We start from the raw sequence: 20,745 nt of genomic DNA on the forward strand, positions 1-20,745 counted from the left end.
GGGCGCGGCGGAGCCGGCCCGGCCCGGCCGGTAAGTGGTCCCTCCCGGCCTCACCCGTGACACTTGGCGATTCAGTCCGTACGCTGCTGAATATGAGTATGCACAGTGTGGGCACCGTGGCCCTTGGGACGTCCGGGACGACCGCGGCGGACGTCATCGCCGTCGCGCGCGGTAACGCGCGGATCGAACTGACCGATGAGGCGCTGACCGCCCTCGCCGCCTCGCGCGAGATCGTCGACGCGCTCGCCGCCAAGCCCGACCCGGTCTACGGCGTATCGACCGGCTTCGGCGCCCTGGCCAGCCGCCACATCGGCCCCGAGCTGCGGGCGCAGCTCCAGCGCAACATCGTCCGCTCGCACGCCGCAGGCATGGGCCCGCGGGTGGAGCGCGAGGTGGTGCGCGCGCTGATGTTCCTGCGCCTGAAGACGGTCTGCTCGGGCCACACGGGCGTGCGGCCCGAGGTCGCGCGGACCATGGCGGACGTACTGAACGCCGGGATCACGCCCGTCGTGCACGAGTACGGCTCGCTGGGCTGCTCCGGCGACCTCGCGCCGCTCAGCCACTGCGCGCTCGCGCTGATGGGCGAGGGCGACGCCGAGGGACCCGACGGCGAGGTGAAGCCCGCGGGCGAACTGCTCGCCGCGCACGGCATCACCCCCGTCGAGCTGCGGGAGAAGGAGGGCCTCGCCCTCCTCAACGGCACCGACGGCATGCTCGGCATGCTGATCATGGCCCTCGCCGACCTCGGCACCCTCTACAAGTCCGCGGACATCACGGCCGCCCTGACACTGGAGGCCCTGCTCGGCACGGACAAGGTCCTCGCACCCGAGCTGCACGCCATCAGGCCGCACCCGGGCCAGGGCGTGTCCGCCGCCAACATGCTCAAGGTGCTCGCCGGTTCCGGGCTCACCGGCCACCACCAGGACGACGCGCCGCGCGTCCAGGACGCCTACTCCGTGCGGTGCGCGCCGCAGGTCGCGGGCGCGGGCCGGGACACCATGGCGCACGCCGGGCTCGTCGCCGAGCGGGAGCTGGCCGCCGCCGTCGACAACCCCGTCGTCCTGCCCGGGGGCCGCGTCGAGTCCAACGGCAACTTCCACGGCGCCCCGGTCGCCTACGTCCTGGACTTCCTCGCCATCGCCGCCGCCGACCTCGGCTCGATCGCCGAGCGCCGCACCGACCGGCTCCTCGACAAGAACCGCTCGCACGGCCTTCCGCCGTTCCTCGCGGACGACGCGGGCGTCGACTCCGGCCTGATGATCGCCCAGTACACGCAGGCGGCCCTGGTCAGCGAGTTGAAGCGGCTCGCGGTCCCGGCGTCGGCCGACTCCATCCCGTCCTCCGCGATGCAGGAGGACCACGTGTCCATGGGCTGGTCCGCCGCCCGCAAGCTGCGCACGGCGGTGGACAACCTGACCCGCGTCCTCGCGATCGAGCTGTACGCGGCCACGCGCGCCGTCGAACTCCGTGAGGACCTGACGCCCGCGCCCGCGACCCGCGAGGTCGTCGCGGCGCTCCGCAAGGCGGGCGTGGAAGGCCCGGGGCCGGACCGCTACCTGGCGCCCGACCTGGCGGGGGCGGACGCGTTCGTCCGCTCGGGCGCCCTGGTGGCGGCGGTCGAAGGGGTTACGGGGCCGCTGGCCTGACGTCCCCGCCCGTCCGCTCCCTGCGCGCCGAGAACGCCACGAAACCGGCGCCGAGGCCCAGGAACGCCGTCCCGCCGATGACGTACGGGGTCGTGTCGAAACCGCCCGTGTCGGCCAGGCGGGCGGTGCCTCCGTGGGCCTCGGGGCCGGCGGCCGACACCTGGTCGGCGTGCCGGTCCTGGCCGGCGGCCCCCGTGGCGGCGGCCGAGGCGGAGGCGGCGGAGGCGGCCGAGGCGGGAGGCGAGGAAGGGGGCGCGGGCGACGTCGCGTTCGCGGAGGGGACGAACCACAGGGCGCCGAGAAGGGCTCCGGCGGCGGTGGCGGTCAGCAACGATCGGCGTGCGGACACGGAATCGGATCCCCCTTGTGGCGCTGGCGAATTGGCCGTGTGGGGCGATGGTAATGAAAGGCGCGGGTCGTGGGAAAGCCGCGGGGGAGGCGGGCCGTACGCTCCCTCGTATGACTGGAGACGAGACATCACGGTTTGTGCGGCTGCGCGTCGAAATGGTGGTCGAGGTCGACGACACCGGGAAGCTGACCGGCGCCGCGCTCGGCCGCATCGCGGACGACGAGCAGATGCCGGCGGAGGAGAGGGCCCACGCCGAGGCCGCGGTCAGGGACGACGCCGCCGAGGCGCTCGCCTACCTGGTGGACCCGTTCGACCTGGTCAGCCAGGTCCCCGGCGTCGAACTCACCCAGGCGTCCTGGAGCAGCGAGACGATCGACTACGACCCCGACGCGCCGGACTGGGAGCACGACGACGACGGTGCCGACGACGACGTGGACGGTGCCGACGACGAGGACGACGAACTGATCTGACGGCGGACGCCGGATTGAGGCAGCCGGAATCGGGGACCCCGGACAGCAACCGCTGTCCGGGGTTCCGTCGTCCCTGTCGGCGTCCGTCGTGCACAGTGGGCGGTTGACCCGTCGGCCGCCTCCGGGTGCACAGTGGGCGCAGGAGGGGCGGAGATCCGGTCCAGCACTCGGAACGTGGTGTTCCCCACATTCCGCGCGGTAGTGGAACGGGACGAACCGGGCAGGACGTTAGCGGGTCTACGGGGACTCTCGGGTTTGTTCGGGATTCGGCAACTATGGAGATGTGTGTGATGACGGACAGTAGGCGCCGGACGACGGGACGCGGACGCAAGGGCCTCGCGGCCGTGTCCGCTCTCGTGGGCGGCGTGCTCGTGCTCTCGGCGTGCAGCGACGACGGCGGCGACAAGGCCTCCGGTGGCAAGGAGTCGCAGAACCAGGTCGACGAGGCCGCCGCCAAGAAGACGTCGGTCGCCCAGATCAAGATCGCGCCGAAGAACGGCTCCGACAACGCGAGCATCAACAGCGCGGCGGCGGTCACCGTCAGCAAGGGCACCCTGACCGACGTGACCATGGAGACCGCCGACGGCACCGCCGTGGCCGGTCGGATATCCGCCGACAAGAAGAGCTGGAAGCCCGGCAAGCAGCTCGAACGCGCCACGAAGTACAAGATCTCGGCGACGGCCACGGACTCCGAGGGCCGCAAGGCGCACGAGAACTCGACGTTCACGACCGTGTCGCAGGCCAACAGCTTCATCGGGAACTTCACGCCCGAGGACGGCTCCACGGTCGGCGTCGGCATGCCCGTGTCGATCAACTTCGACAAGGGCATCACCGACAAGAAGGCCGTGCAGTCCGCCATCAAGGTGTCGTCCGACAGCGGCCAGGAGATCGTCGGCCACTGGTTCGGCAACAACCGCCTGGACTTCCGCCCCGAGGACTACTGGAAGGGCGGCTCCACGGTCACCCTGAAGCTGGCCCTCGACGGCGTCGAGGGCGCCGACGGTGTCTACGGCGTGCAGCAGAAGACCGTCCAGTTCAAGATCGGACGCAACCAGGTCTCCATCGTCGACGCCAAGAGCAAGACGATGAAGGTCACCCGGGACGGCAAGGTCGTCAAGACCATCCCGATCTCCGCCGGTTCGCCCGAGAACAAGACGTACAACGGCAAGATGGTGATCTCCGAGAAGTTCAAGGAGACCCGCATGGACGGTGCCACCGTCGGCTTCAAGGACGGCGACGGCAAGGGCGAGTACGACATCAAGGACGTACCGCACGCCATGCGCCTGTCGAGCTCGGGCACCTTCATCCACGGCAACTACTGGGGCTCGCCCTCGATCTTCGGCAACGCCAACACCAGCCACGGCTGCATCGGCCTCCAGGACGCCAAGGGCGCCGACGACAAGAGCACCCCGGGCTCCTGGTTCTTCGAGAACACCATCACCGGTGACGTCGTCGACGTCCGCAACACCGGCGACAAGACCATCGCCCCGGACAACGGCCTCAACGGCTGGAACATGGACTGGGCGCAGTGGAAGGCCGGCTCCGCCGTCTGACCTGACCCGAGGAACCCGCCGACGCGGCGCCGAAGGGACTGTCGATCACGTATCGCCAGTACCCCTCGGCGCCGCGTCGCGCCACGTCCGTGGCCATGGCGCGCACCTCGCCGTCACCGATCCCCCAGTCCACGACGAGCGGCGCGATCTCCACGCCGCCGGGGGGCGACCGTGCGTAGGGTGGCGCCATGACCACGACGCCGCCCCCGCCGTACGACCACGCCTGCCTGCCCAAGGCGGAGTTCGCCTTCCCCGGGCCGCTGCGCGACCGGCTCGTGGCGGCCGTCCTTGACGGGTCCAAGACCTCGACCACGGGCCTGCTCGCCGACTACGAGCACGAGGGCGAGCCCCTGCCGACGGCCGGTGAGCGCGCCGTCGTCGTGGACTCCGACGAGCGGTCCGTGGCCGTCATCGAGATCACCGGGGTGCGGGTCGCGCGGCTGGCCGACGTGGACCTCGCCCACGCCGTGGACGAGGGCGAGGGGTTCACCACCGTCGCCGAGTGGCGGGCCGGACACGAGGCGTACTGGCACAGCGCCGAGATGCGCGAGGCCCTCGGCGACCCCGCGTTCACCGTCGACGACGGGACCGAGCTGGTCCTGGAGCGGTTCCGCGTCGTCGCCGACCTCCGGCCGGGCGCCTGAGCGGCACGGCCCGGCTCAGGCGCCGCTGCCGTAGGGCCGGGTGAGGATCTCCAGGTTGTGGCCGTCGGGGTCCTCCCAGTACACGCCCCGGCCGCCGTCGTTCGTGTTGATCTCGTCCGGGCGGTGGTGGTGCGGGTCCGCCCAGTAGGGCAGCTCCCGGTCCTTGATGCGCCCGAAGATCGCGTCGAACTCGTCCTCGGAGACCAGGAACGCGTAGTGCTGCGGCACGAGCGGCCCGTCGACGCCCTCGTAGAAGTCGAGCGTGACGCCGTTCGGGATCTCCACCGGGATGAACGGGCCGTACTCGGGGCTCACGTCGAGCCCCAGGATGTCCGCGAGGAACCGCGCCGACGCCTTCTTGTCCGTCGCCGCGACGATGGTGTGGTTCAGCGAGATGGTCATCGTGCGCTCTCCTTGTCCGCCTGGACTGACGGGAACGACGCTATGTCCGGCGGACCGGACGACGCATCGGTCGCCGGTACCGGTCCGCGGAGCCATGCGGACCAGGACCGGCGACCGAGACGCGTTCAAGCCACCCGCGCCCCGCGGGGCGCGGGGCGCGGGTGGCGGGATCAGATCGTGGCGGCGTCGATCACGAAGCGGTAGCGCACATCGCTGGCGAGGACCCGCTCGTACGCCTCGTTGACCTGCTCGGCGCGGATCAGCTCGATCTCGGAGCCGAGGCCGTGCTCGGCGCAGAAGTCCAGCATCTCCTGGGTCTCGGCGATACCGCCGATCATGGAGCCCGCGAGGGTCTTGCCGCCGCCGATCACGGAGAAGAGGTTCAGCGAGACCGGCTCCTCGGGGGCGCCGACGTTGACGAAGGCGCCCTCGGAGCGCAGCAGGCCCAGGTACTTGTCCAGCGGCAGCGGCGCCGACACCGTGGAGAGGATCATGTCGAAGGAGCCCGCGAGCTGCTCGAACGTGGCGTCGTCGCTGGTCGCGTAGTAGTGGTCAGCGCCGAGCCGCAGGCCGTCGTCCTTCTTGCGCAGGGACTGCGACAGGACGGTCACCTCGGCACCGAGCGCGTGCGCGATCTTGACGGCCATGTGGCCGAGCCCGCCGAGGCCCACCACGGCGACCTTCTTGCCGGGGCCCGCCTGGAAGCGCTTGAGCGGCGAGTACGTGGTGATGCCCGCGCAGAGCAGCGGCGCGGCGACGTCCAGCGAGATCCCCTCGGGGATGCCGACGGTGAACGCCTCGTCGACGACGATGTGCGTGGAGTAGCCGCCGTACGTCGGCTCGCCGCCGTGGTCGAGGCCGTTGTACGTCGGGACGTTGCCCCGCACGCAGTACTGCTCCAGGCCGGCCTTGCAGTTGTCGCACTGGCGGCAGGAGTCGACCATGCAGCCGACGCCCACGCGGTCGCCGACGGCGAACTTGGTCACTCCGGGGCCGACCTCGGCCACGACACCGGCGATCTCATGGCCCGGCACCATCGGGAAGATGCCCTCGCCCCAGCCGTCACGGGCCTGGTGGATGTCGGAGTGGCAGATCCCGGCGTACTTGATGTCGATCAGCACGTCGAACTCGCCGACGGCGCGGCGCGGCACGGTGGTCCGCTCCAGGGGCGCGTTGGCGGTGGGAGCGGCGTAGGCGGAAACGGTGGTGATCTGCTGAGTCATGCCTTCGAGGCTGCCAGCCGCCGCGGCGGCCACCCAGACACCCGTTCCGCCTACGACCAGCGGTCCTACCACTGGCGGGGACAGTCTCATCGGCGTACGAGCCGGGATACTGGAAGCATGGACGACACGCACGAGACGCCTGCCGGGCACCCTCGCGGGGCCGATGCCGCACCGCTGGACGGCCGGGCCGAGCTCAGCGAGTTCCTGCGCACCCGCAGGGCCCGGCTGCGGCCCGCGGACGTCGGCCTCCCGGAGTACGGCAGGCACCGCCGGGTGCCGGGCCTGCGCCGCGAGGAGCTCGCGCAGCTCGCCGGGGTCTCCGTCGCGTACTACACGCGCCTGGAGCAGGGCAACGGCCGCAACGTCTCGGCCGAGGTGCTCGACGCCATCGCCCGCGCCCTGCGCCTCACCGACGCCGAGCAGGCCCATCTCACGCGGCTCGCGAAGCCGAAGACGGTGAAGAAGAAGCGTGCCGCGCGCCCGCAGCACATGCGGCCCGCGCTCCAGCAGCTCCTGGACTCCGTGGCCGGTGTCCCGGCGTACGTCGTCGGGCGCCGCTCGGACATCCTCGGGTGGAACGCGCCGGCGGCGGCCCTCTTCGGGGACTGGAGCGAGCTGGCGCCCGAGCACCGCAACTGGGCGCGGATCTGCTTCCTCGACGAGCGCTCGCGCGAGTTCTTCGTCGACTGGGAGCAGAAGGCGTCCGACATCGTCGGCTACCTCCGCATGGACGCGGGCTGCTACCCCAACGACCCCCGGCTCTCGGCGCTCGTCGGTGAACTCTCCGTCAAGAGCGAGGAGTTCAGGAACCTGTGGGCCACCCACGACGTGCGGGAGAAGGGGCACGGCGTCAAGCGCATGCGCCACCCGCTGGTGGGCGAGCTGACCCTGTCGTTCGAGACGCTGCGGCTGCCGGACGACTGCGACCAGTCGATGATCATGTACCACGCGGAGCCGGACTCGGCGTCCGCGCAGGCGCTGCGGCTGCTGGCGAGCTGGGGGCGGGACGCCTCGTCGGTGGGGTCGGCCACGCGGTAGCGGCCCGTCGGTTTCGCGCCCGGCGGAACGCCTCGCGCTGCCCGGCCGGCGGATCGGCTCCTAGGGTGGAACGGTGAGCAGCGAAGCGAGCAGCCGAGTGCGGGGCGGGACCGGCGGGACCGGTGGGGCCGGTGGGACCGGCGGTGGGGCGAGCGGGGCGGCCGGGCCGGGCCGCCGGGGGCCGGGCGGGGCCCGGGTGATCCCGTTGCGCCCGGTCACGGCGGGGCCTGCCGCGCGGGGCGGGAATACCGGAGCCCCCGCGGCCGGTCCCCCCGCGGCCGGTCCCCCCGCCGCCAGGGAACCCCTCTGGAGGGATGTCGTGGGGGACGTCCTGCGCCGCGAGCGCCTCGCCCAGGAACGCACCCTCAAGGATGTGGCCGACGCCGCCCGCATCTCCATGCCGTACCTCTCCGAGCTGGAGCGCGGCCGCAAGGAGGCCTCCTCCGAGGTCCTCGCGGCCGCGGCCCACGCGCTCGGCCTGCGGCTGACCGATGTGCTGTCCCTGGCCCAGAGCCGGCTGGCCGCCTCCCCGCGTGCGCGGCCCGCCGGGGCTCCGTACCAGGGCCAGGTCCGCCTGGCGGCCTGACGCCTGACGCCCCCGCCGCGCGGCTCAGGCGGCGACGGGCAGGGCCCGCTTGCTGAGCACCTGGTCGGCGAGCCCGTACGCGACGGCCTCCCGCGCGGTGAAGAACTTGTCGCGGTCCATGTCGGCCCGGAGCGTGGCGACGTCGTGGTGCGTGTGCCGCGCGAGGACCTCCTCCACCTGCGAGCGGATGCGCAGCATCTCCTTGGCCTGCAACTGGAGGTCGGAGACGGTGCCCTGCTGCCCCCGGCTCGCGGGCTGCCCGAGCAGCACGCGCGCGTGGTCGAGCACGAACCGCCGCCCCGGGTCGCCGCCGGCCAGCAGCACGGCGGCCGTGGACGCCGCCTGGCCCACGCAAAAGGTGGAGATGGGCGCCGAGATGAAGCTCATGGTGTCGTAGATGGCCATGAGCGAGGTGAAGGAACCGCCCGGCGAGTTGATGTAGACGGCGACCTCGCGGTCCGGGGCGGACGACTCCAGGTGGAGGAGTTGCGCGATGACGACGTTGGCGACGCCGTCGTCGATCTCCGTGCCGAGGAAGATGATCCGCTCGGCGAGCAGCCGGCTGTAGACGTCGTAGGAGCGTTCGCCCTGCGGGGTGCGCTCGACGACGGTGGGGATCGTGTACTGGCTCATGCGCTGTCTCCCTCTCCCTCAGACACCCAGGCCGATGCGCCGCTTCGACCCGGCGGGCCGCACGTCGTCGAGGGACCGGACCACGTGGTCGACCATCCCGTACTCCTTGGCCTGCTCGGCCGTGAACCACCGGTCGCGGTCGCCGTCCCGCGAGATGTCCTCCTCGCTCTGGCCGGTGTGCTCGGCGGTGATCCGCTCGATGGCCTTCTTCGTGAACTCCAGGTTCTCCGCCTGGATGGCGATGTCTGCGGTGGTGCCGCCGATGCCGGCCGACGGCTGGTGCATCATGATCCGCGCGTTGGGCAGCGCGAACCGCTTGCCCGGGGTGCCGACACAGAGCAGGAACTGGCCCATGCTGGCGGCGAACCCCATGGCCAGCGTGGCCACGTCGTTCGGGATCAGCCGCATGGTGTCGTAGATGGCGAGCCCGGCGCTCACCGAGCCGCCGGGGCTGTTGATGTAGAGGCTGATGTCGGTCTTGGGGTCCTCGGCCGACAGGAGCAGCATCTGCGCGCAGACGCGGTTGGCCGACACGTCGTCGACCTGGGTGCCGAGGAACACGATGCGCTGGTTGAGCAGTTGGGCGGCGAGGTGATCGTCGAAGCGCGACGGAGCGGTGTCCCCGTCCTCCCCCCGAGGCCGCGCCTCCCCACCATTACCGAGCACGGACCCACCGAACACGGACATGAAACCTCCTCAGGAACCCGCGACTCCGAACGCCGCGGCACTGCCCTCACTGTTGCCCGACGGGGCGGCGGGGGGCGGCGATATCGGCTGGGGGCAGATTCGCTGAGGGCAGAGGGGCCGGACGGTTCGGGTTGCGCGATGGCCGACGCCGGTACCACCCTCACCTCGTGAGACGACACGCGTGGCAACACCTGGGTGCCTGGTCCGCGTTGGCGCTGTGCGGTGCGCTCGGAGTCGGGGGTGCGCTCATCGCGGGACTGTGGCTGCCGGCCTCCTGGGCGGCGGTGATCGGCGGCGGCGTGACCGCCGTGACCGCGGTCTGGGCGGACCGGGTCAAACGGTGGCTCGACCGGCAGACCGAAGCACGGCAGAGCATCGACGGAAGCACCTCCGTGGCCGGTCGCGGAGGTGGGTTGCCCAGGGCCAGGGAGGCCCATGACGCCGTCCGGCTGGGGGTGCACCCGGCGCGGCAGGACGAGGAGTCACCGGTCGCGGGCGCGTTGCCGCCGTACGTCCCGCGCACGGTGGACCGGGCACTCCGGGAGGCCCTGCGCACCACGTCGTGCGTCGTGGTGGTCGGGGAGTCCACTGCGGGCAAGTCGCGAGCGGCGTACGAGGCCATGCGCGCGGTGCTCCCGGACCACCGGCTGGCCGCTCCCGCGGGCAGGGACGTGCTTCCCGCGCTGGTGACGCTCCTGTCACGCGGCGGCCCCTCGGTCCTCTGGCTGGACGACTTCGAACGCTTCCTCGGGCCGGGCGGCCTGACGTCCACGACGGTGGCCCGGCTGACCGGCGAGGGCACGGTGGTGCTGGCCACCATGCGTACCGCTGAGTACGACCGGTTCAGCGCACGGGAGTCCCGGTTGGCCGGTGACGAGGAGCGGGCCGCACTCCGGGAGGGCCGGGGAATCCTGCAGGCCGCACGCCTGGTGTTCATGGACAGGCTATGGTCCCCGGAGGAACTGCGGGCGGCCGAGGAGCACGCGGACGACCCGAGGATCGCGGGAGCGTTGCGGCAGACGGAACACTTCGGGCTCGCCGAGGTACTGACCGCGGGACCGGAGCTGCTGCGCGACTGGCGCCTGGCGTGGAGCCCCGGCACGCATCCGAGGGCGGCCGCGCTGGTGGCCGCCGCTGTCGACTGCCGCCGCACCGGCCTGGACCAGCCCGTCTCACGCGAGATCCTGGAAGAACTGCACGACCACTACCTGAGCTCCCGCGGCGGACACAGGTTGCGGCCGGAGCCGTTGGAAGAGGCGTGGCAGTGGGCACTGACACCCGTACACGGAGCGAGCAGCCTGCTGATCCCGGCGGGGCCGAACGATGAGGAGCCTCGGTTCCTCGCGTTCGACTACCTCATCGACCAGCCGGAACACGACCCCGTGCCGCGCGAGGTCTGGACGCGGCTCATCGCGATGGCGGACGCCTCACAGGCGCGGCAGGTCGCGAACGCGGCGTTCTGGCGCGTACGGACGGCGTTCCACACGGCAGTGGAGTCGGGGACCGTGGACGACGTGTACTCACGGGCGAGCGCGCTGGCCGACCGAGGCGAACGGACCGCAGCGATCGCCCTGCTGACCGAGGCGCTGGAAGCGTCACAGACCGGACCGGACCACGGCTCACAGGAGCAGGACGCACCTCTCGCCGACAAGGTGACGTTGCGACATCAGATCGCGTTCTACCGGATGCTGGCCGGACAGCACGCCGAGGCACAGGAGTCGTTCCGCGCACTCCTGGCCGAGTGCGAGGCGCGACTTCCCGCGGACGACGAGTATCTGCAGGTCATCAGGCACAACCTCGCCTCCTGTCTGCGGCGCGGCGGTGACCTGCCGGGCGCGCTCGCGGAGTTCCGCCGCATCCTCGCCGTCCGCGAGCGGAGCCTGGGGCCGACGGCGATGAACACGCTGGCCACTCGTGGGGTGATCGCCGACCTCACCTGCGACATGGGAGACCCCGTGGAGGCGCTTCACCAGGCCAGGGAGATCCTCGCCGCGGAAGAGGCATCCCTGGGCAAGGACCACACGAACACACTCGAGACCCGCTGCGCCATGGCGAAGTTCCTGGCCGCATCCGGTGATCACGCGGCGGCGGCCGAGGCGCTCGACGCCTGCCTTCCGGACCTGATCGCGGCGCTGGGCGACGACCACCCGGACGTCCACAAGGCGCGCGGCGATCTGACCGCCTATCGCGCGGTGGACGGCCCTGTGCGCGCACCCGGCGACCACCGGTCCTAGACAGCGTCGCGTGCCGACGCCAGGCCGCTGCGCGACCGGGCCCGGTGATGACGCTCACGCACCACGTCGAGGAGGACCGGGCGCAACGCGTGCCGCGTGCTGCCTCGGGTCTTGACGGCGTGGCAATTCGGACAGAGGGCGATCATCTGGCTCGGATGGTCGCGGCCCTCATGTGCGATCTGCACGATGTGGTCGACCTCCAGTATCGGGTCGCCGGCGTCGGTCACGTCGTCGGGTTGCCCCCGGCAGGCGGGGTTCTCGCATGCCCCCTCACTGCGCAGGAGGACTGCCCGCCTGGCCGATCCGGAACGGATGGGGTCGTGGGCCACGCTCTCGCGCCGTCGGCCGCGTCCCGACTCCTCCCGGCGTTCCACGAGCGTGCACAGTCGTTCGTACTGGGCGGCCAGGGTGACCGGATCGGCTGCCGGGGGCGGGGCGGAGGCGCCGTCGGGTGTCAGGTCAGGATCGTCGGCCACCGACTCGTCGTACAGACCGACTGCGGTGAGCAGCGGAATCTCGTCGAGGCCGTCGAAGAAACGGTCGACGATCTCCTGGATCATCGTGACGCGCGCCGGGCCCGAGGCACGCATCAACTCATGGACCGGCCTTGCCAGCCCTCCGACCGGCTGCTGCGCGGCGAACCAGCGACGGGGCACGGCGTCGCCGTGCGCGGACGGCACGGCCCCCTCGTGACCGTCGAGCGTCCACAGTCCCGCGTGGTACAGAGCGAGCACGGGGTAGTCCGGGCGGAGGCGTTCGCCGCGCGCGCCGAAGCGCTCCAGCAGGTCACGCAGAGAAGCGTTCGTCTCGCTCCAGGGCAGGGTCCGCGATCGGCCGCGGAAGGCCCGCCCTATCGCCCACAGCAGGGTGATCGGCTGGTAGAGGAGGGGGCCGCTCGGGCCGTGGGCGACACGCAGTCCGGCGATGCGGCCGATGAGATCGCCGGGGGCGGCATCGGTGACCGCCTCCTGGGACACCACCTGGAACCCCAGCACGCCGAGCCGCTTCACCGCGTGGTCACGACCGCCGGAGAACTCCGAGGCCAACAGCGGGGCCCGCCCCGGGAGATAGCCGTGGGCGGCCCCGACGATGGCCTTCGAGTCGTAGTACTGACCGTCGACCACGAGGAAGTAGCTGCGGGACGCCTTGAAGCCGTACCGCCCGAGGAACGCACTGCGGCCGAGTCGCCCGAACTCCTCGACCGCCCGCAGCACTTCCGCCCTGCCCACGTCATTCAGCCCCATGCCCCCACGATAAGCGGGGAAGGCCGGGCTACTCGCCCGCCTCCGGCGCCGGCGCGATGCCCGTCGGGCAGGCTCGGCCCCAGTTCGTTTCCGAGGGGCTTTCCAGTTCTACGCCCGTGCCGCCGATGCCGCAGTAGCCGTCGGGGTTCTTGTCCAGATACTGCTGGTGGTACGGCTCCGCCGGCCAGAGGGGGCGGGGGGCCGCGGGCAGGATCGTCGTGGTGATCTCGCCGTGGTTCGCGGCGGTGAGCACCTGCTGGTAGGCCTCGCGGGACGCCTCCGCCGCCGCTTCCTGCTCGGGGGAGTGCGTGTAGATCGCCGAGCGGTACTGCGTGCCCACGTCGTTGCCCTGGCGGAAGCCCTGCGTGGGGTTGTGGGACTCCCAGAAGACCTTCAGGAGGGACTCGTACGAGACGCGCTCGGGGTCGAAGACCACGCGGACCACCTCCGCGTGGCCCGTGAGGCCGGAGCACACCTCCTCGTAGGAGGGGTTCTCCGTGTAGCCGCCCTGGTAGCCGACGTACGTCGTCCAGACGCCCTCCGTCTGCCAGAACTTGCGCTCCGCGCCCCAGAAGCAGCCGAGGCCGAAGTCCGCGATCCGCAGACCCTCGGGGTAGGGGCCGAGGAGGGGGTTGCCGAGGACGGTGTGGCGGGAGGGGACCTCGAATTCCGGGGTCGCCCGGCCCTTGAGTGCCTGCTCCGGGGTGGGGAGCTCGGGCGTGCGGCCGAAGATCATGTGGTGGCTCTCCTCGTGCTGACCGTGGAAACAGGGGGTGCGTGACCGCGAAAGGCGCGGCTTCGGCACAACGCCGCCGAGCGGGCCCGCATTCCGGGGCCCGGCGGCCTCAGTGGGGCAGGGTCGCCGGGCTGCCGCCGTTCGCCTCGTACCCCGCGACGGCCAGGGCGCGGTAGATCGCGTAGTCCGACGCCGGGTCGGCGGAGAGGGTCCAGGGGAGGGCGCCGACGTGGCCGTCCACGTGGACCAGCTGGCTCATGGCCTCGCCCCAGCGCTCGCAGCGGACCAGGAAGAAGACCAGGAGGTGGCGGACGTGCGCCAGCATCGGGTCGTCCGGGCGCGCCGCGTGCACCGCGAAGAGGGCGCCCTCGATGGCCTTGGAGACGACCTCGCTCTCGTAGAACCCGCGGACGAGGTTGACTTCGGGGAGGTGTTCGTACACCGCGAAGAGGGGCAACGCCGCGAGCAGGGAGGCTCTGGGCGCGCGGGACGCGGCCGCCTCCGCGAAGCTCTGGGCGAGGTCGCGGGAGCCGTGCCACTTCTCGCACCAGTAGTGCAGCGCCGCCAGGTGCGCCCCCATGTGCGCGGGCGCGCGGTCCAGGATCTTCAGCCACAGCTGCTCGAACTCCTCGCGGGGGTACGCGAGGCCACGGGCGATGGACAGCTCGACGATGTACGGAATGGGGTCGCTGGGGGCCAGCAGCGCGGCCTGCGCGCACGCCTCCTTCGCCTCCTCCAGGATGATCCGGAACTCGTCGGTCCCCTGCGTGGAGGTGCGCCACGCCTGCTGGACCAGGAACTCCGCGTGCACGGCGGCGCCGCCCGCGTCCTTGGGCGCCTCCGCCCGCCAGACGCGCAGCCACTGCCCGCCGGGGCTGTCACCCACCCCGCCGGGCCGCTGCTTGAGTTCGAGGGAGGCCGCGCCCGCGAAGGCCTGCACGCGCTGCCAGCGCTGCTCGCCGTGCGTCTCCGTGCCCGCGAGGAGCTGCGAGGCCGCCTTCCACTCCTGCGTGCGCTGGACCAGGTCGAGCACTTCGAGGAGGTCGGCGTCCGGGCCCGGCATGCGGATGTCCAGCTCCTCCTGGCGCAGGAAGCCGTAGTCCGCCGGGTCCGCGGCGTCCGGCGAGCCCGGGGCGACCTGCCGGATTCCACCGCGCCCGCGCAGCAGGACGGGTCCGAGGACCGCGCCGATCATGATCACTGCCATCAGGACCCAGAGAATCTCCATGGACCAAGCGAACCAGACGGGTCCGACAATTGGCCAACCTGTGGGGACGTACCCGGACCGACTCGGGCGGAAGGCCCCCGCGGCGCACTACGCTCAGGCCGCATGAGTGACTCGTACAGCAGGCACAGCAGGCAGAATTTCGAGACCGTGGCGATCCACGCCGGCAACACCGCCGACCCCCTCACCGGTGCCGTCGTCCCGCCCATCTACCAGGTCTCGACCTACAAGCAGGACGGCGTGGGCGGGCTGCGCGGCGGCTATGAGTACAGCCGCAGCGCGAACCCGACGCGGACCGCCCTGGAGGAGAACCTGGCCGCGCTGGAGGGCGGCAGCCGCGGGCTCGCCTTCGCGTCGGGACTGGCGGCCGAGGACTGCCTGCTCCGTACGCTGCTCGGCCCCGGTGACCACGTCGTCATCCCCAATGACGCGTACGGCGGCACGTTCCGCCTCTTTGACAAGGTCGTCTCGCGCTGGGGCGTTGACTGGTCGGTGGCCGACACCTCCGACCCGGAGTCGGTGCGGGCCGCGCTGACCGACCGCACCAAGGCGATCTGGGTGGAGACCCCCTCCAACCCGCTGCTCGGCATCACCGACATCGCGGTGCTCGCGCAGATCGCCCGCGAGGCCGGCGTGCGCCTGGTCGTCGACAACACCTTCGCCAGCCCCTACCTCCAGCAGCCGCTGGCGCTCGGCGCGGACGTCGTCGTGCACTCCATGACCAAGTACATGGGCGGCCACTCGGACGTCGTCGGCGGCGCGCTCGTCGTCGGTGACGCGGCGCTCGGCGAGGAGCTGGCCTACCACCAGAACGCGATGGGCGCCGTCGCGGGCCCCTTCGACGCCTGGCTGGTGCTGCGCGGCATCAAGACCCTCGCGGTGCGCATGGACCGGCACAGCGAGAACGCCACCCGGGTGACGGAGATGCTGTCCCGGCACGCGCGCGTGACGCACGTCCTGTACCCGGGCCTCCCCGAGCACCCCGGCCACGAGATCGCCGCCAAGCAGATGAAGGCGTTCGGCGGGATGGTGTCGTTCCGCGTCGCGGGCGGCGAGGAGGCGGCCGTGGAGGTCTGCAACCGCGCCCGGCTGTTCACCCTGGGCGAGTCCCTGGGCGGCGTCGAGTCCCTGATCGAGCACCCGGGCCGCATGACGCACGCCTCCGTGGCGGGCTCGGCCCTTGAGGTCCCCGCCGACCTGGTGCGCCTCTCCGTGGGCATCGAGTCCGCGGACGACCTGCTCGCCGACCTCCAGCAGGCGCTCGGCTCGTAGGCCGGCTACCAGCGGGTGAGCGGTGGGGTCGTCTCCGCGGGCGGCTCCACCCACGGCTGCGCGACGGAGGCCCACACGGCGAAGGCGACGACGGCGGCGAACAGCGCGAACCACAGGAGCCTGCGCACCGCCCTGTGCCGCCGCAGCCTGCGCCCGCCGCGCCGGACCGCCTCCTCGTACAGCTCACGCGGCACGGGCGGCGGGACGCCGTCAAGGAGGCGCCGGACGGCGGCCTCCTTGCGCTCGTACTGGCTCATGACGGCGCCGTCCCGCTGAGGGCCCGCGCGGGCGCCGGGCCGCGCGGCGGGTGCAGGACCCGCGCCATGGCGCGGGCGCAGATCACCTGGACGCGCTCCGTGGGCAGGCCGAGGAGCGCCGCCGTCTGCTCCTCGGCCACGCCCTCGTACATCCGCAGGACGAGGATCAGCCGCTCCTGGGGATTCAGCCGTTCGAGGACCCCGCCGTGCCCGCGGTGACGCCGCCAGGCGCCGCGCGCGAAGCGGACGGCGACCTGCTGCCTGGCGCGGTCGTACGGGTCCTCGCCGCGCAGCCGGTCCCACGTCGCGTACGTGTGGGTGAGGGCGTCGGTCAGCAGGGCACGCGCGCGTGGGTTGTCGTCGGGCAGCTCGGCCGTGAGCAGGGTGGCGGCATGGAGGAGCCGCCCTGCCGCGCCCGCGACGAACGCCTCGAACTCCCGGGCACGGCGGGCGTCCTGGAACGCCTGCCGTTCTCGCACCGCGCCTCCCGGCCGGAAGGAAGGGGTATCCCGGTCTCATATGAGGCCCGACGCGGGGCCGGGGTCAAGACTCCGGAGTGGCCGGAACCTCCGCGCCGGGCGCCGTCTGTGACGTCTGTCGCGCCGAGAGGGCGGAATTGAAGCGTGTGAGGAGCGCGCAGAAGCTCTCACGCTCCTCCGGGGCCCAGTCCTGCGTCAGCTCGGCCATCAGCTCGCGCCGCGAGGAGCGGACCTCCTCCAGCCTGGCCTGGCCGCGCGGGGAGAGCTGGAGGACGACGGCCCGGCCGTCCTCGGGGTGCGAGGTGCGCTTCACGAGCCCGGTGTCCACCAGCGGGGCGACCTGCCGGGTGACGGTCGACGAGTCGATGCCCATGCTCGCGGCGAGCGCCTTGACGCCCATGGGGCCTTCCTTGTCGAGGCGGTTGAGCAGCAGGTACGCGGCTCGGTCCATGGAGTTGCGGACCTGGCCTACGCCGCCGAGGCGGGTCTGTTCGGCCCGGCGGGCGAAGACGGCCACTTGGTGCTGCAGGCTGTCGAGGAGGCCGGGTTCACTGGCGGTCGTCATGTCCGGAGTTGTGGGCATGGCCGGGGGCTCACTTCATGCGAGGGCGTTTGGGTTGGGGGACAGGGTACGCGGCCACGGCGTGGACCGTACCTGCGCTGCGCAAACCTACGCGGCAAACGGTCTCGGCCCGTGGTCGCCACGGAGGCGCGGGGCCTTCGGCTGCAAGACTTGCGGTCATGAGCTTCCGCACGCCTGACTCCTTTCCGACGGTGACCCTCGACGACGTGCGCGGCGCGCGGAAGATGCTGTCCGGCGTGGCGCGGACGACCCCGATCGAGGGCAGCAGGCACCTGTCGCACCTGGTCGGTGCCCCGGTGCGGCTCAAGTGCGAGAACCTTCAGCGGACCGGCTCCTTCAAGCTGCGCGGGGCGTACGTGCGGATCGCGGGCCTGCTGCCCGAGGAGCGCGCGGCCGGTGTGGTGGCCGCCAGCGCGGGCAACCACGCGCAGGGCGTGGCGCTGGCCTCCTCGCTGCTCGGCGTGCGCTCCACGGTGTTCATGCCGGCCGGCGCGCCGCTGCCGAAGGTCGCGGCGACGCGGGAGTACGGCGCCGAGGTGCGGCTGCACGGCCAGGTCGTCGAGGAGACGCTGGCCGCGGCGCAGGCGTACGCGCACGAGACGGGCGCGGTCTTCATCCACCCCTTCGACCATCCCGACATCATCGCGGGCCAGGGCACGGTCGGCCTGGAGGTCATCGAGCAGTGTCCCGAGGTGCGCACGCTGGTGGTGGGCGTCGGGGGCGGCGGTCTCGCGGCGGGTGTCGCGGTGGCGGTCAAGGCGCTGCGGCCCGACGTGCGGGTGGTCGGCGTGCAGGCGGCGGGCTCCGCCGCGTATCCGCCCTCGCTGGCCGCCGGGCGCCCGGTGTCGATCGCGGCGCAGGCGACGATGGCGGACGGCATCAGGGTCGGACGCCCCGGCGACGTACCGTTCCGTCTGATCGCCGACCTGGTGGACGACATCGTCACGGTCTCCGAGGACGAGCTCTCCAGTGCCCTGCTGCTCTGCCTGGAGCGGGCCAAGATGGTCGTCGAGCCGGCGGGCGCCAGCCCGGTCGCGGCGCTGCTCAGCCGCCCCGAGGCGTTCGAGGGCCCGGTGGTCGCGCTGCTCTCCGGCGGCAACGTGGACCCCCTGCTCATGCAGCGCATCCTGCGCCAGGGCATGGCGGCCGCGGGCCGCTACCTCTCGCTGCGGCTGCGCCTGACGGACCGCCCCGGCGCCCTGGCCACCCTCCTCGGCGTGGTGTCGGAGGTGGACGCCAACCTGCTCGACGTCCGGCACGTACGCACCGACCCGCGCCTCGGCCTCACGGAGGCGGAGGTCGAGCTGCACCTGGAGACGAAGGGCCCCGAGCACCGCGCCGAGGTGGAGTCGGCGCTGCGGGCGGCGGGCTACACGGTCATCGCCTGACGAGTTGTGGAAAAGGGGAGCGCGAACGCGATGTATCGCGTTACTGTGTGCTGCGCATCACGGATTCCCGGGCGCCCGGAGCCCGGCGAACCTAGTCTTTTTCCATAGGAAGTCACCCACATCACGGGGAGGGCTCTCATGCCAGGAGCCATCTACGCCGAAGGCCTGGTCAAGACCTTCGGCGACGTAAGGGCTCTGGACGGCGTCGATCTGGATGTCCCCGAAGGCACGGTGCTCGGCCTCCTCGGGCCGAACGGCGCCGGGAAGACCACGGCGGTCCGCTGCCTGACGACACTGCTCACACCGGACAGCGGCAAGGCCGTCGTCGCGGGCGTCGACGTGCTCAAGCACCCCAACGAAGTGCGCCGTTCGATCGGCCTCTCCGGCCAGTTCGCCGCCGTCGACGAGTATCTGACCGGCCGCGAGAACCTCCAGATGGTCGGCCAGCTCTACCAGATGCGGGCCAAGGAGGCGAAGGCCAGAGCGGCCGAGCTGCTCGACAGGTTCAATCTCCTGGACGCCGCCGACCGGCCCTCCAAGACGTACTCCGGAGGCATGCGCCGCCGCCTGGACCTCGCGGCGGCGCTCGTCGTGTCGCCGCCCGTCATGTTCATGGACGAGCCCACCACCGGGCTCGACCCGCGCAACCGCCAGCAGCTGTGGGAGGTCATCCAGGAGCTCGTCGCGGGCGGCACGACGCTGCTCCTCACGACGCAGTACCTGGAGGAGGCCGATCACCTCGCGCACGACATCTGCGTCATCGACCACGGCCGCGTCATCGCCCGCGGCACCTCCGACCAGCTCAAGGCCAGGACCGGCGGCGAGCGCGTCGAGGTCGTGGTGCACGAGCGCGAGCACATCCCGACCGCGTCGGAGGTCCTGCGCGGCTTCGGCAAGGGCGAGGTCGCCGTCGCCGAGCACACGCGCAAGCTGACCGTGCCCGTCACCGGCGGCGCCAAGCTGCTCGCCGAGGTCATCCGCGAGCTGGATGCCCGGGGCATCGAGATCGACGACATCGGGCTGCGCCGCCCGACCCTCGACGACGTCTTCATCTCCCTCACCGGCCACGCCGCCGAGCTGACGGACGAGGCAGGCGAGGAGGGCGCGGACGGCGCCGACGCCAAGACCCGTACGAAGTCCAGGCACGGCAAGGAGGCCGGCAAGTGAGCACCGTCACCGACGCCGTGCGCGGCGCGGGCCCCAGGCCCGCGGGCGGCATCGGCCAGTCCGTCAGGGACTCCCTGGTCGTCGCCAAGCGGAACCTGATCCGCATGACCCGCATCCCCGAGATGATCCTCTTCGGCCTCGTCCAGCCCGTGATGTTCGTGATCCTGTTCACGTACGTCTTCGGAGGCTCGATGAAGATCGGCGACACCGCGAACGCGGACGTCTACAAGAACTTCCTGATGGCGGGCATCTTCGCCCAGACCGTCACCTTCGCCACGGCGGGCGCGGGCGCCGGCATCGCCGACGACATGCACAAGGGCCTCATCGACCGCTTCCGCTCGCTGCCCATGGCGCGCGGCGCGGTCCTCACCGGACGCACCATCGCCGACCTCGTGCAGACCGCGCTGACCCTGCTCGTCCTCGCGGTCGTGGCGCTGCTCGTCGGCTGGCGCGTCCACGAGGGCATAGGCAAGGCGCTGGCCGCCTTCGGCCTGCTGCTCCTGCTGGGGTACGCCTTCACCTGGGTCGGCGCGCTCATCGGCCTGTCGGTCCGCACCCCGGAGGCGGCCACGTCGGGCGGGCTGATCTGGCTCTTCCCCGTCACGTTCATCTCGAACGCGTTCGTGGACTCCAGCCAGATGACGCCCTGGCTGCGGCACGTCGCGGACTGGAACCCCTTCAGCGCGACCGTCCAGGCCTGCCGTGAGCTGTTCGGCAACCCGGGTGTCTCGACCTCGACGGCCTGGCCCATGGAGCACCCGGTCTGGGCCTCGGTGATCTACTCGGTCGTGATCATCGTGTTCTTCCGGACGCTGGCCGTGCGCAAGTACCGCTCGGCGACGGCCTGAGCAAGGCCCCCGGGCACGGAATCCGGCACGGGACGCGGCAGGGCCCCCGGTGGCGCGTGGTCACCGGGGGCCCTGTCGTGC

The 20,745-nt window shown here is 71.9% G+C and carries 22 protein-coding genes; 11 read left to right on the top strand and 11 right to left on the bottom strand.

Annotated features, from left to right (window positions below; genetic code table 11):
• Nucleotides 1-98: 98 nt before the first annotated feature.
• Nucleotides 99-1,646 carry a histidine ammonia-lyase gene (gene hutH / locus AB0I16_RS25210; RefSeq protein WP_363251862.1) on the top strand — a complete coding sequence of 516 codons (1,548 nt, stop codon included), beginning with the start codon at nt 99-101 and terminating at the stop codon, nt 1,644-1,646.
• On the opposite strand, the gene AB0I16_RS25215 is transcribed toward hutH, so the two are convergent.
• Nucleotides 1,627-1,995, bottom strand: coding sequence for an LPXTG cell wall anchor domain-containing protein (locus tag AB0I16_RS25215; protein WP_363251814.1), 369 nt, complete (start codon nt 1,993-1,995; stop codon nt 1,627-1,629). The genes hutH and AB0I16_RS25215 overlap by 20 nt on opposite strands.
• Before the next feature lie 110 nt (nt 1,996-2,105).
• Here AB0I16_RS25215 and AB0I16_RS25220 point away from each other — a divergent pair, with 110 nt between their 5' ends.
• From AB0I16_RS25220 to AB0I16_RS25230, 3 genes are all read left to right on the top strand, one after another.
• Nucleotides 2,106-2,465: a hypothetical protein gene (locus AB0I16_RS25220; protein WP_363251815.1), complete on the top strand. Its 360-nt coding sequence runs from the start codon at nt 2,106-2,108 to the stop codon at nt 2,463-2,465.
• A gap of 290 nt (nt 2,466-2,755) precedes the next feature.
• Nucleotides 2,756-4,018 carry an Ig-like domain-containing protein gene (locus tag AB0I16_RS25225; protein WP_363251816.1) on the top strand — a complete coding sequence of 421 codons (1,263 nt, stop codon included), beginning with the start codon at nt 2,756-2,758 and terminating at the stop codon, nt 4,016-4,018.
• 188 nt (nt 4,019-4,206) lie between these two features.
• The gene (locus AB0I16_RS25230; protein WP_363251818.1) at nt 4,207-4,662 is read left to right on the top strand and encodes an ASCH domain-containing protein; all 456 of its coding nucleotides are present in this window, start codon (nt 4,207-4,209) and stop codon (nt 4,660-4,662) included.
• Nucleotides 4,663-4,677: 15 nt separating this feature from the next.
• On the opposite strand, the gene AB0I16_RS25235 is transcribed toward AB0I16_RS25230, so the two are convergent.
• Complete coding sequence (locus AB0I16_RS25235) at nt 4,678-5,064, bottom strand: VOC family protein (RefSeq protein WP_363251819.1); 387 nt, start codon at nt 5,062-5,064, stop codon at nt 4,678-4,680.
• Between the two features lie 170 nt (nt 5,065-5,234).
• Nucleotides 5,235-6,287, bottom strand: coding sequence for an NAD(P)-dependent alcohol dehydrogenase (locus tag AB0I16_RS25240; protein ID WP_363251820.1), 1,053 nt, complete (start codon nt 6,285-6,287; stop codon nt 5,235-5,237).
• Nucleotides 6,288-6,404: 117 nt separating this feature from the next.
• Between AB0I16_RS25240 and AB0I16_RS25245 the strand changes: the two genes are divergently transcribed.
• On the top strand, nt 6,405-7,325 hold the full coding sequence (locus tag AB0I16_RS25245) for a helix-turn-helix transcriptional regulator (protein ID WP_363251821.1): 921 nt from the start codon (nt 6,405-6,407) through the stop codon (nt 7,323-7,325).
• Nucleotides 7,326-7,521: 196 nt separating this feature from the next.
• Complete coding sequence (locus AB0I16_RS25250; RefSeq protein WP_363251863.1) at nt 7,522-7,911, top strand: helix-turn-helix transcriptional regulator; 390 nt, start codon at nt 7,522-7,524, stop codon at nt 7,909-7,911.
• A gap of 24 nt (nt 7,912-7,935) precedes the next feature.
• On the opposite strand, the gene AB0I16_RS25255 is transcribed toward AB0I16_RS25250, so the two are convergent.
• Entirely contained in the window at nt 7,936-8,544 is a 609-nt protein-coding gene (locus AB0I16_RS25255; RefSeq protein WP_363251822.1) for an ATP-dependent Clp protease proteolytic subunit, read from the bottom strand.
• Nucleotides 8,545-8,562: 18 nt separating this feature from the next.
• Complete coding sequence (locus AB0I16_RS25260) at nt 8,563-9,231, bottom strand: ATP-dependent Clp protease proteolytic subunit (RefSeq protein WP_363251823.1); 669 nt, start codon at nt 9,229-9,231, stop codon at nt 8,563-8,565.
• 167 nt (nt 9,232-9,398) lie between these two features.
• On the opposite strand from AB0I16_RS25260, the gene AB0I16_RS25265 reads away from it, so the two are divergent.
• Nucleotides 9,399-11,465: a tetratricopeptide repeat protein gene (locus tag AB0I16_RS25265; RefSeq protein ID WP_363251824.1), complete on the top strand. Its 2,067-nt coding sequence runs from the start codon at nt 9,399-9,401 to the stop codon at nt 11,463-11,465.
• Here AB0I16_RS25265 and AB0I16_RS25270 read toward each other — a convergent pair.
• From AB0I16_RS25270 to AB0I16_RS25280, 3 genes are all read right to left on the bottom strand, one after another.
• Nucleotides 11,462-12,709: an HNH endonuclease signature motif containing protein gene (locus AB0I16_RS25270; protein ID WP_363251825.1), complete on the bottom strand. Its 1,248-nt coding sequence runs from the start codon at nt 12,707-12,709 to the stop codon at nt 11,462-11,464. The two genes, AB0I16_RS25265 and AB0I16_RS25270, sit on opposite strands and share 4 nt — an antisense overlap.
• Nucleotides 12,710-12,737: 28 nt before the next feature.
• Nucleotides 12,738-13,445, bottom strand: coding sequence for a peptide-methionine (S)-S-oxide reductase MsrA (gene msrA, locus AB0I16_RS25275; protein WP_363251826.1), 708 nt, complete (start codon nt 13,443-13,445; stop codon nt 12,738-12,740).
• Between the two features lie 109 nt (nt 13,446-13,554).
• A complete protein-coding gene (locus AB0I16_RS25280) occupies nt 13,555-14,673 on the bottom strand; it encodes a hypothetical protein (RefSeq protein ID WP_363251827.1) in 1,119 nt (372 codons plus the stop codon).
• A gap of 102 nt (nt 14,674-14,775) precedes the next feature.
• Here AB0I16_RS25280 and AB0I16_RS25285 point away from each other — a divergent pair, with 102 nt between their 5' ends.
• Nucleotides 14,776-15,942, top strand: a complete 1,167-nt coding sequence (locus AB0I16_RS25285; RefSeq protein ID WP_363251828.1) for a cystathionine gamma-synthase — start codon at nt 14,776-14,778, stop codon at nt 15,940-15,942.
• A gap of 5 nt (nt 15,943-15,947) precedes the next feature.
• Here the strand turns inward: AB0I16_RS25285 and AB0I16_RS25290 are convergent, their stop codons facing one another.
• The 3 genes from AB0I16_RS25290 to AB0I16_RS25300 all read right to left on the bottom strand — a co-directional run bounded on the left by AB0I16_RS25290 (nt 15,948) and on the right by AB0I16_RS25300 (nt 17,261).
• Entirely contained in the window at nt 15,948-16,199 is a 252-nt protein-coding gene (locus AB0I16_RS25290) for a hypothetical protein (protein ID WP_363251829.1), read from the bottom strand.
• Nucleotides 16,196-16,678, bottom strand: coding sequence for a sigma factor-like helix-turn-helix DNA-binding protein (locus tag AB0I16_RS25295; RefSeq protein WP_363251830.1), 483 nt, complete (start codon nt 16,676-16,678; stop codon nt 16,196-16,198). The genes AB0I16_RS25290 and AB0I16_RS25295 overlap by 4 nt, the downstream gene beginning before the upstream one ends.
• Nucleotides 16,679-16,742: 64 nt before the next feature.
• On the bottom strand, nt 16,743-17,261 hold the full coding sequence (locus AB0I16_RS25300; protein ID WP_363251831.1) for a MarR family transcriptional regulator: 519 nt from the start codon (nt 17,259-17,261) through the stop codon (nt 16,743-16,745).
• A 158-nt stretch (nt 17,262-17,419) separates the two neighbouring features.
• On the opposite strand from AB0I16_RS25300, the gene ilvA reads away from it, so the two are divergent.
• The 3 genes from ilvA to AB0I16_RS25315 all read left to right on the top strand — a co-directional run bounded on the left by ilvA (nt 17,420) and on the right by AB0I16_RS25315 (nt 20,664).
• Entirely contained in the window at nt 17,420-18,649 is a 1,230-nt protein-coding gene (gene ilvA, locus AB0I16_RS25305; protein WP_363251832.1) for a threonine ammonia-lyase, read from the top strand.
• A 138-nt stretch (nt 18,650-18,787) separates the two neighbouring features.
• On the top strand, nt 18,788-19,816 hold the full coding sequence (locus AB0I16_RS25310; RefSeq protein WP_363251833.1) for an ATP-binding cassette domain-containing protein: 1,029 nt from the start codon (nt 18,788-18,790) through the stop codon (nt 19,814-19,816).
• Nucleotides 19,813-20,664 carry an ABC transporter permease gene (locus AB0I16_RS25315; RefSeq protein ID WP_363251834.1) on the top strand — a complete coding sequence of 284 codons (852 nt, stop codon included), beginning with the start codon at nt 19,813-19,815 and terminating at the stop codon, nt 20,662-20,664. The genes AB0I16_RS25310 and AB0I16_RS25315 overlap by 4 nt, the downstream gene beginning before the upstream one ends.
• The last annotated feature ends 81 nt before the right edge of the window (nt 20,665-20,745 follow it).

The organism is Streptomyces sp. NPDC050703 (genome assembly GCF_040654435.1).
Classification (GTDB): Bacteria; Actinomycetota; Actinomycetes; order Streptomycetales; family Streptomycetaceae; genus Streptomyces.

Coding starts and splice junctions, on each gene's coding strand:
- hutH (WP_363251862.1), top strand. CDS start 99: ATGCACAGTGTGGGCACCGTGGCCCTTGGGACGTCCGGGACGACCGCG.
- AB0I16_RS25220 (WP_363251815.1), top strand. CDS start 2,106: ATGACTGGAGACGAGACATCACGGTTTGTGCGGCTGCGCGTCGAAATG.
- AB0I16_RS25225 (WP_363251816.1), top strand. CDS start 2,756: ATGACGGACAGTAGGCGCCGGACGACGGGACGCGGACGCAAGGGCCTC.
- AB0I16_RS25230 (WP_363251818.1), top strand. CDS start 4,207: ATGACCACGACGCCGCCCCCGCCGTACGACCACGCCTGCCTGCCCAAG.
- AB0I16_RS25235 (WP_363251819.1), bottom strand. CDS start 5,064: ATGACCATCTCGCTGAACCACACCATCGTCGCGGCGACGGACAAGAAG.
- AB0I16_RS25240 (WP_363251820.1), bottom strand. CDS start 6,287: ATGACTCAGCAGATCACCACCGTTTCCGCCTACGCCGCTCCCACCGCC.
- AB0I16_RS25245 (WP_363251821.1), top strand. CDS start 6,405: ATGGACGACACGCACGAGACGCCTGCCGGGCACCCTCGCGGGGCCGAT.
- AB0I16_RS25255 (WP_363251822.1), bottom strand. CDS start 8,544: ATGAGCCAGTACACGATCCCCACCGTCGTCGAGCGCACCCCGCAGGGC.
- AB0I16_RS25260 (WP_363251823.1), bottom strand. CDS start 9,231: ATGTCCGTGTTCGGTGGGTCCGTGCTCGGTAATGGTGGGGAGGCGCGG.
- AB0I16_RS25270 (WP_363251825.1), bottom strand. CDS start 12,709: ATGGGGCTGAATGACGTGGGCAGGGCGGAAGTGCTGCGGGCGGTCGAG.
- msrA (WP_363251826.1), bottom strand. CDS start 13,445: ATGATCTTCGGCCGCACGCCCGAGCTCCCCACCCCGGAGCAGGCACTC.
- AB0I16_RS25280 (WP_363251827.1), bottom strand. CDS start 14,673: ATGGAGATTCTCTGGGTCCTGATGGCAGTGATCATGATCGGCGCGGTC.
- AB0I16_RS25285 (WP_363251828.1), top strand. CDS start 14,776: ATGAGTGACTCGTACAGCAGGCACAGCAGGCAGAATTTCGAGACCGTG.
- AB0I16_RS25290 (WP_363251829.1), bottom strand. CDS start 16,199: ATGAGCCAGTACGAGCGCAAGGAGGCCGCCGTCCGGCGCCTCCTTGAC.
- AB0I16_RS25300 (WP_363251831.1), bottom strand. CDS start 17,261: ATGCCCACAACTCCGGACATGACGACCGCCAGTGAACCCGGCCTCCTC.
- ilvA (WP_363251832.1), top strand. CDS start 17,420: ATGAGCTTCCGCACGCCTGACTCCTTTCCGACGGTGACCCTCGACGAC.
- AB0I16_RS25310 (WP_363251833.1), top strand. CDS start 18,788: ATGCCAGGAGCCATCTACGCCGAAGGCCTGGTCAAGACCTTCGGCGAC.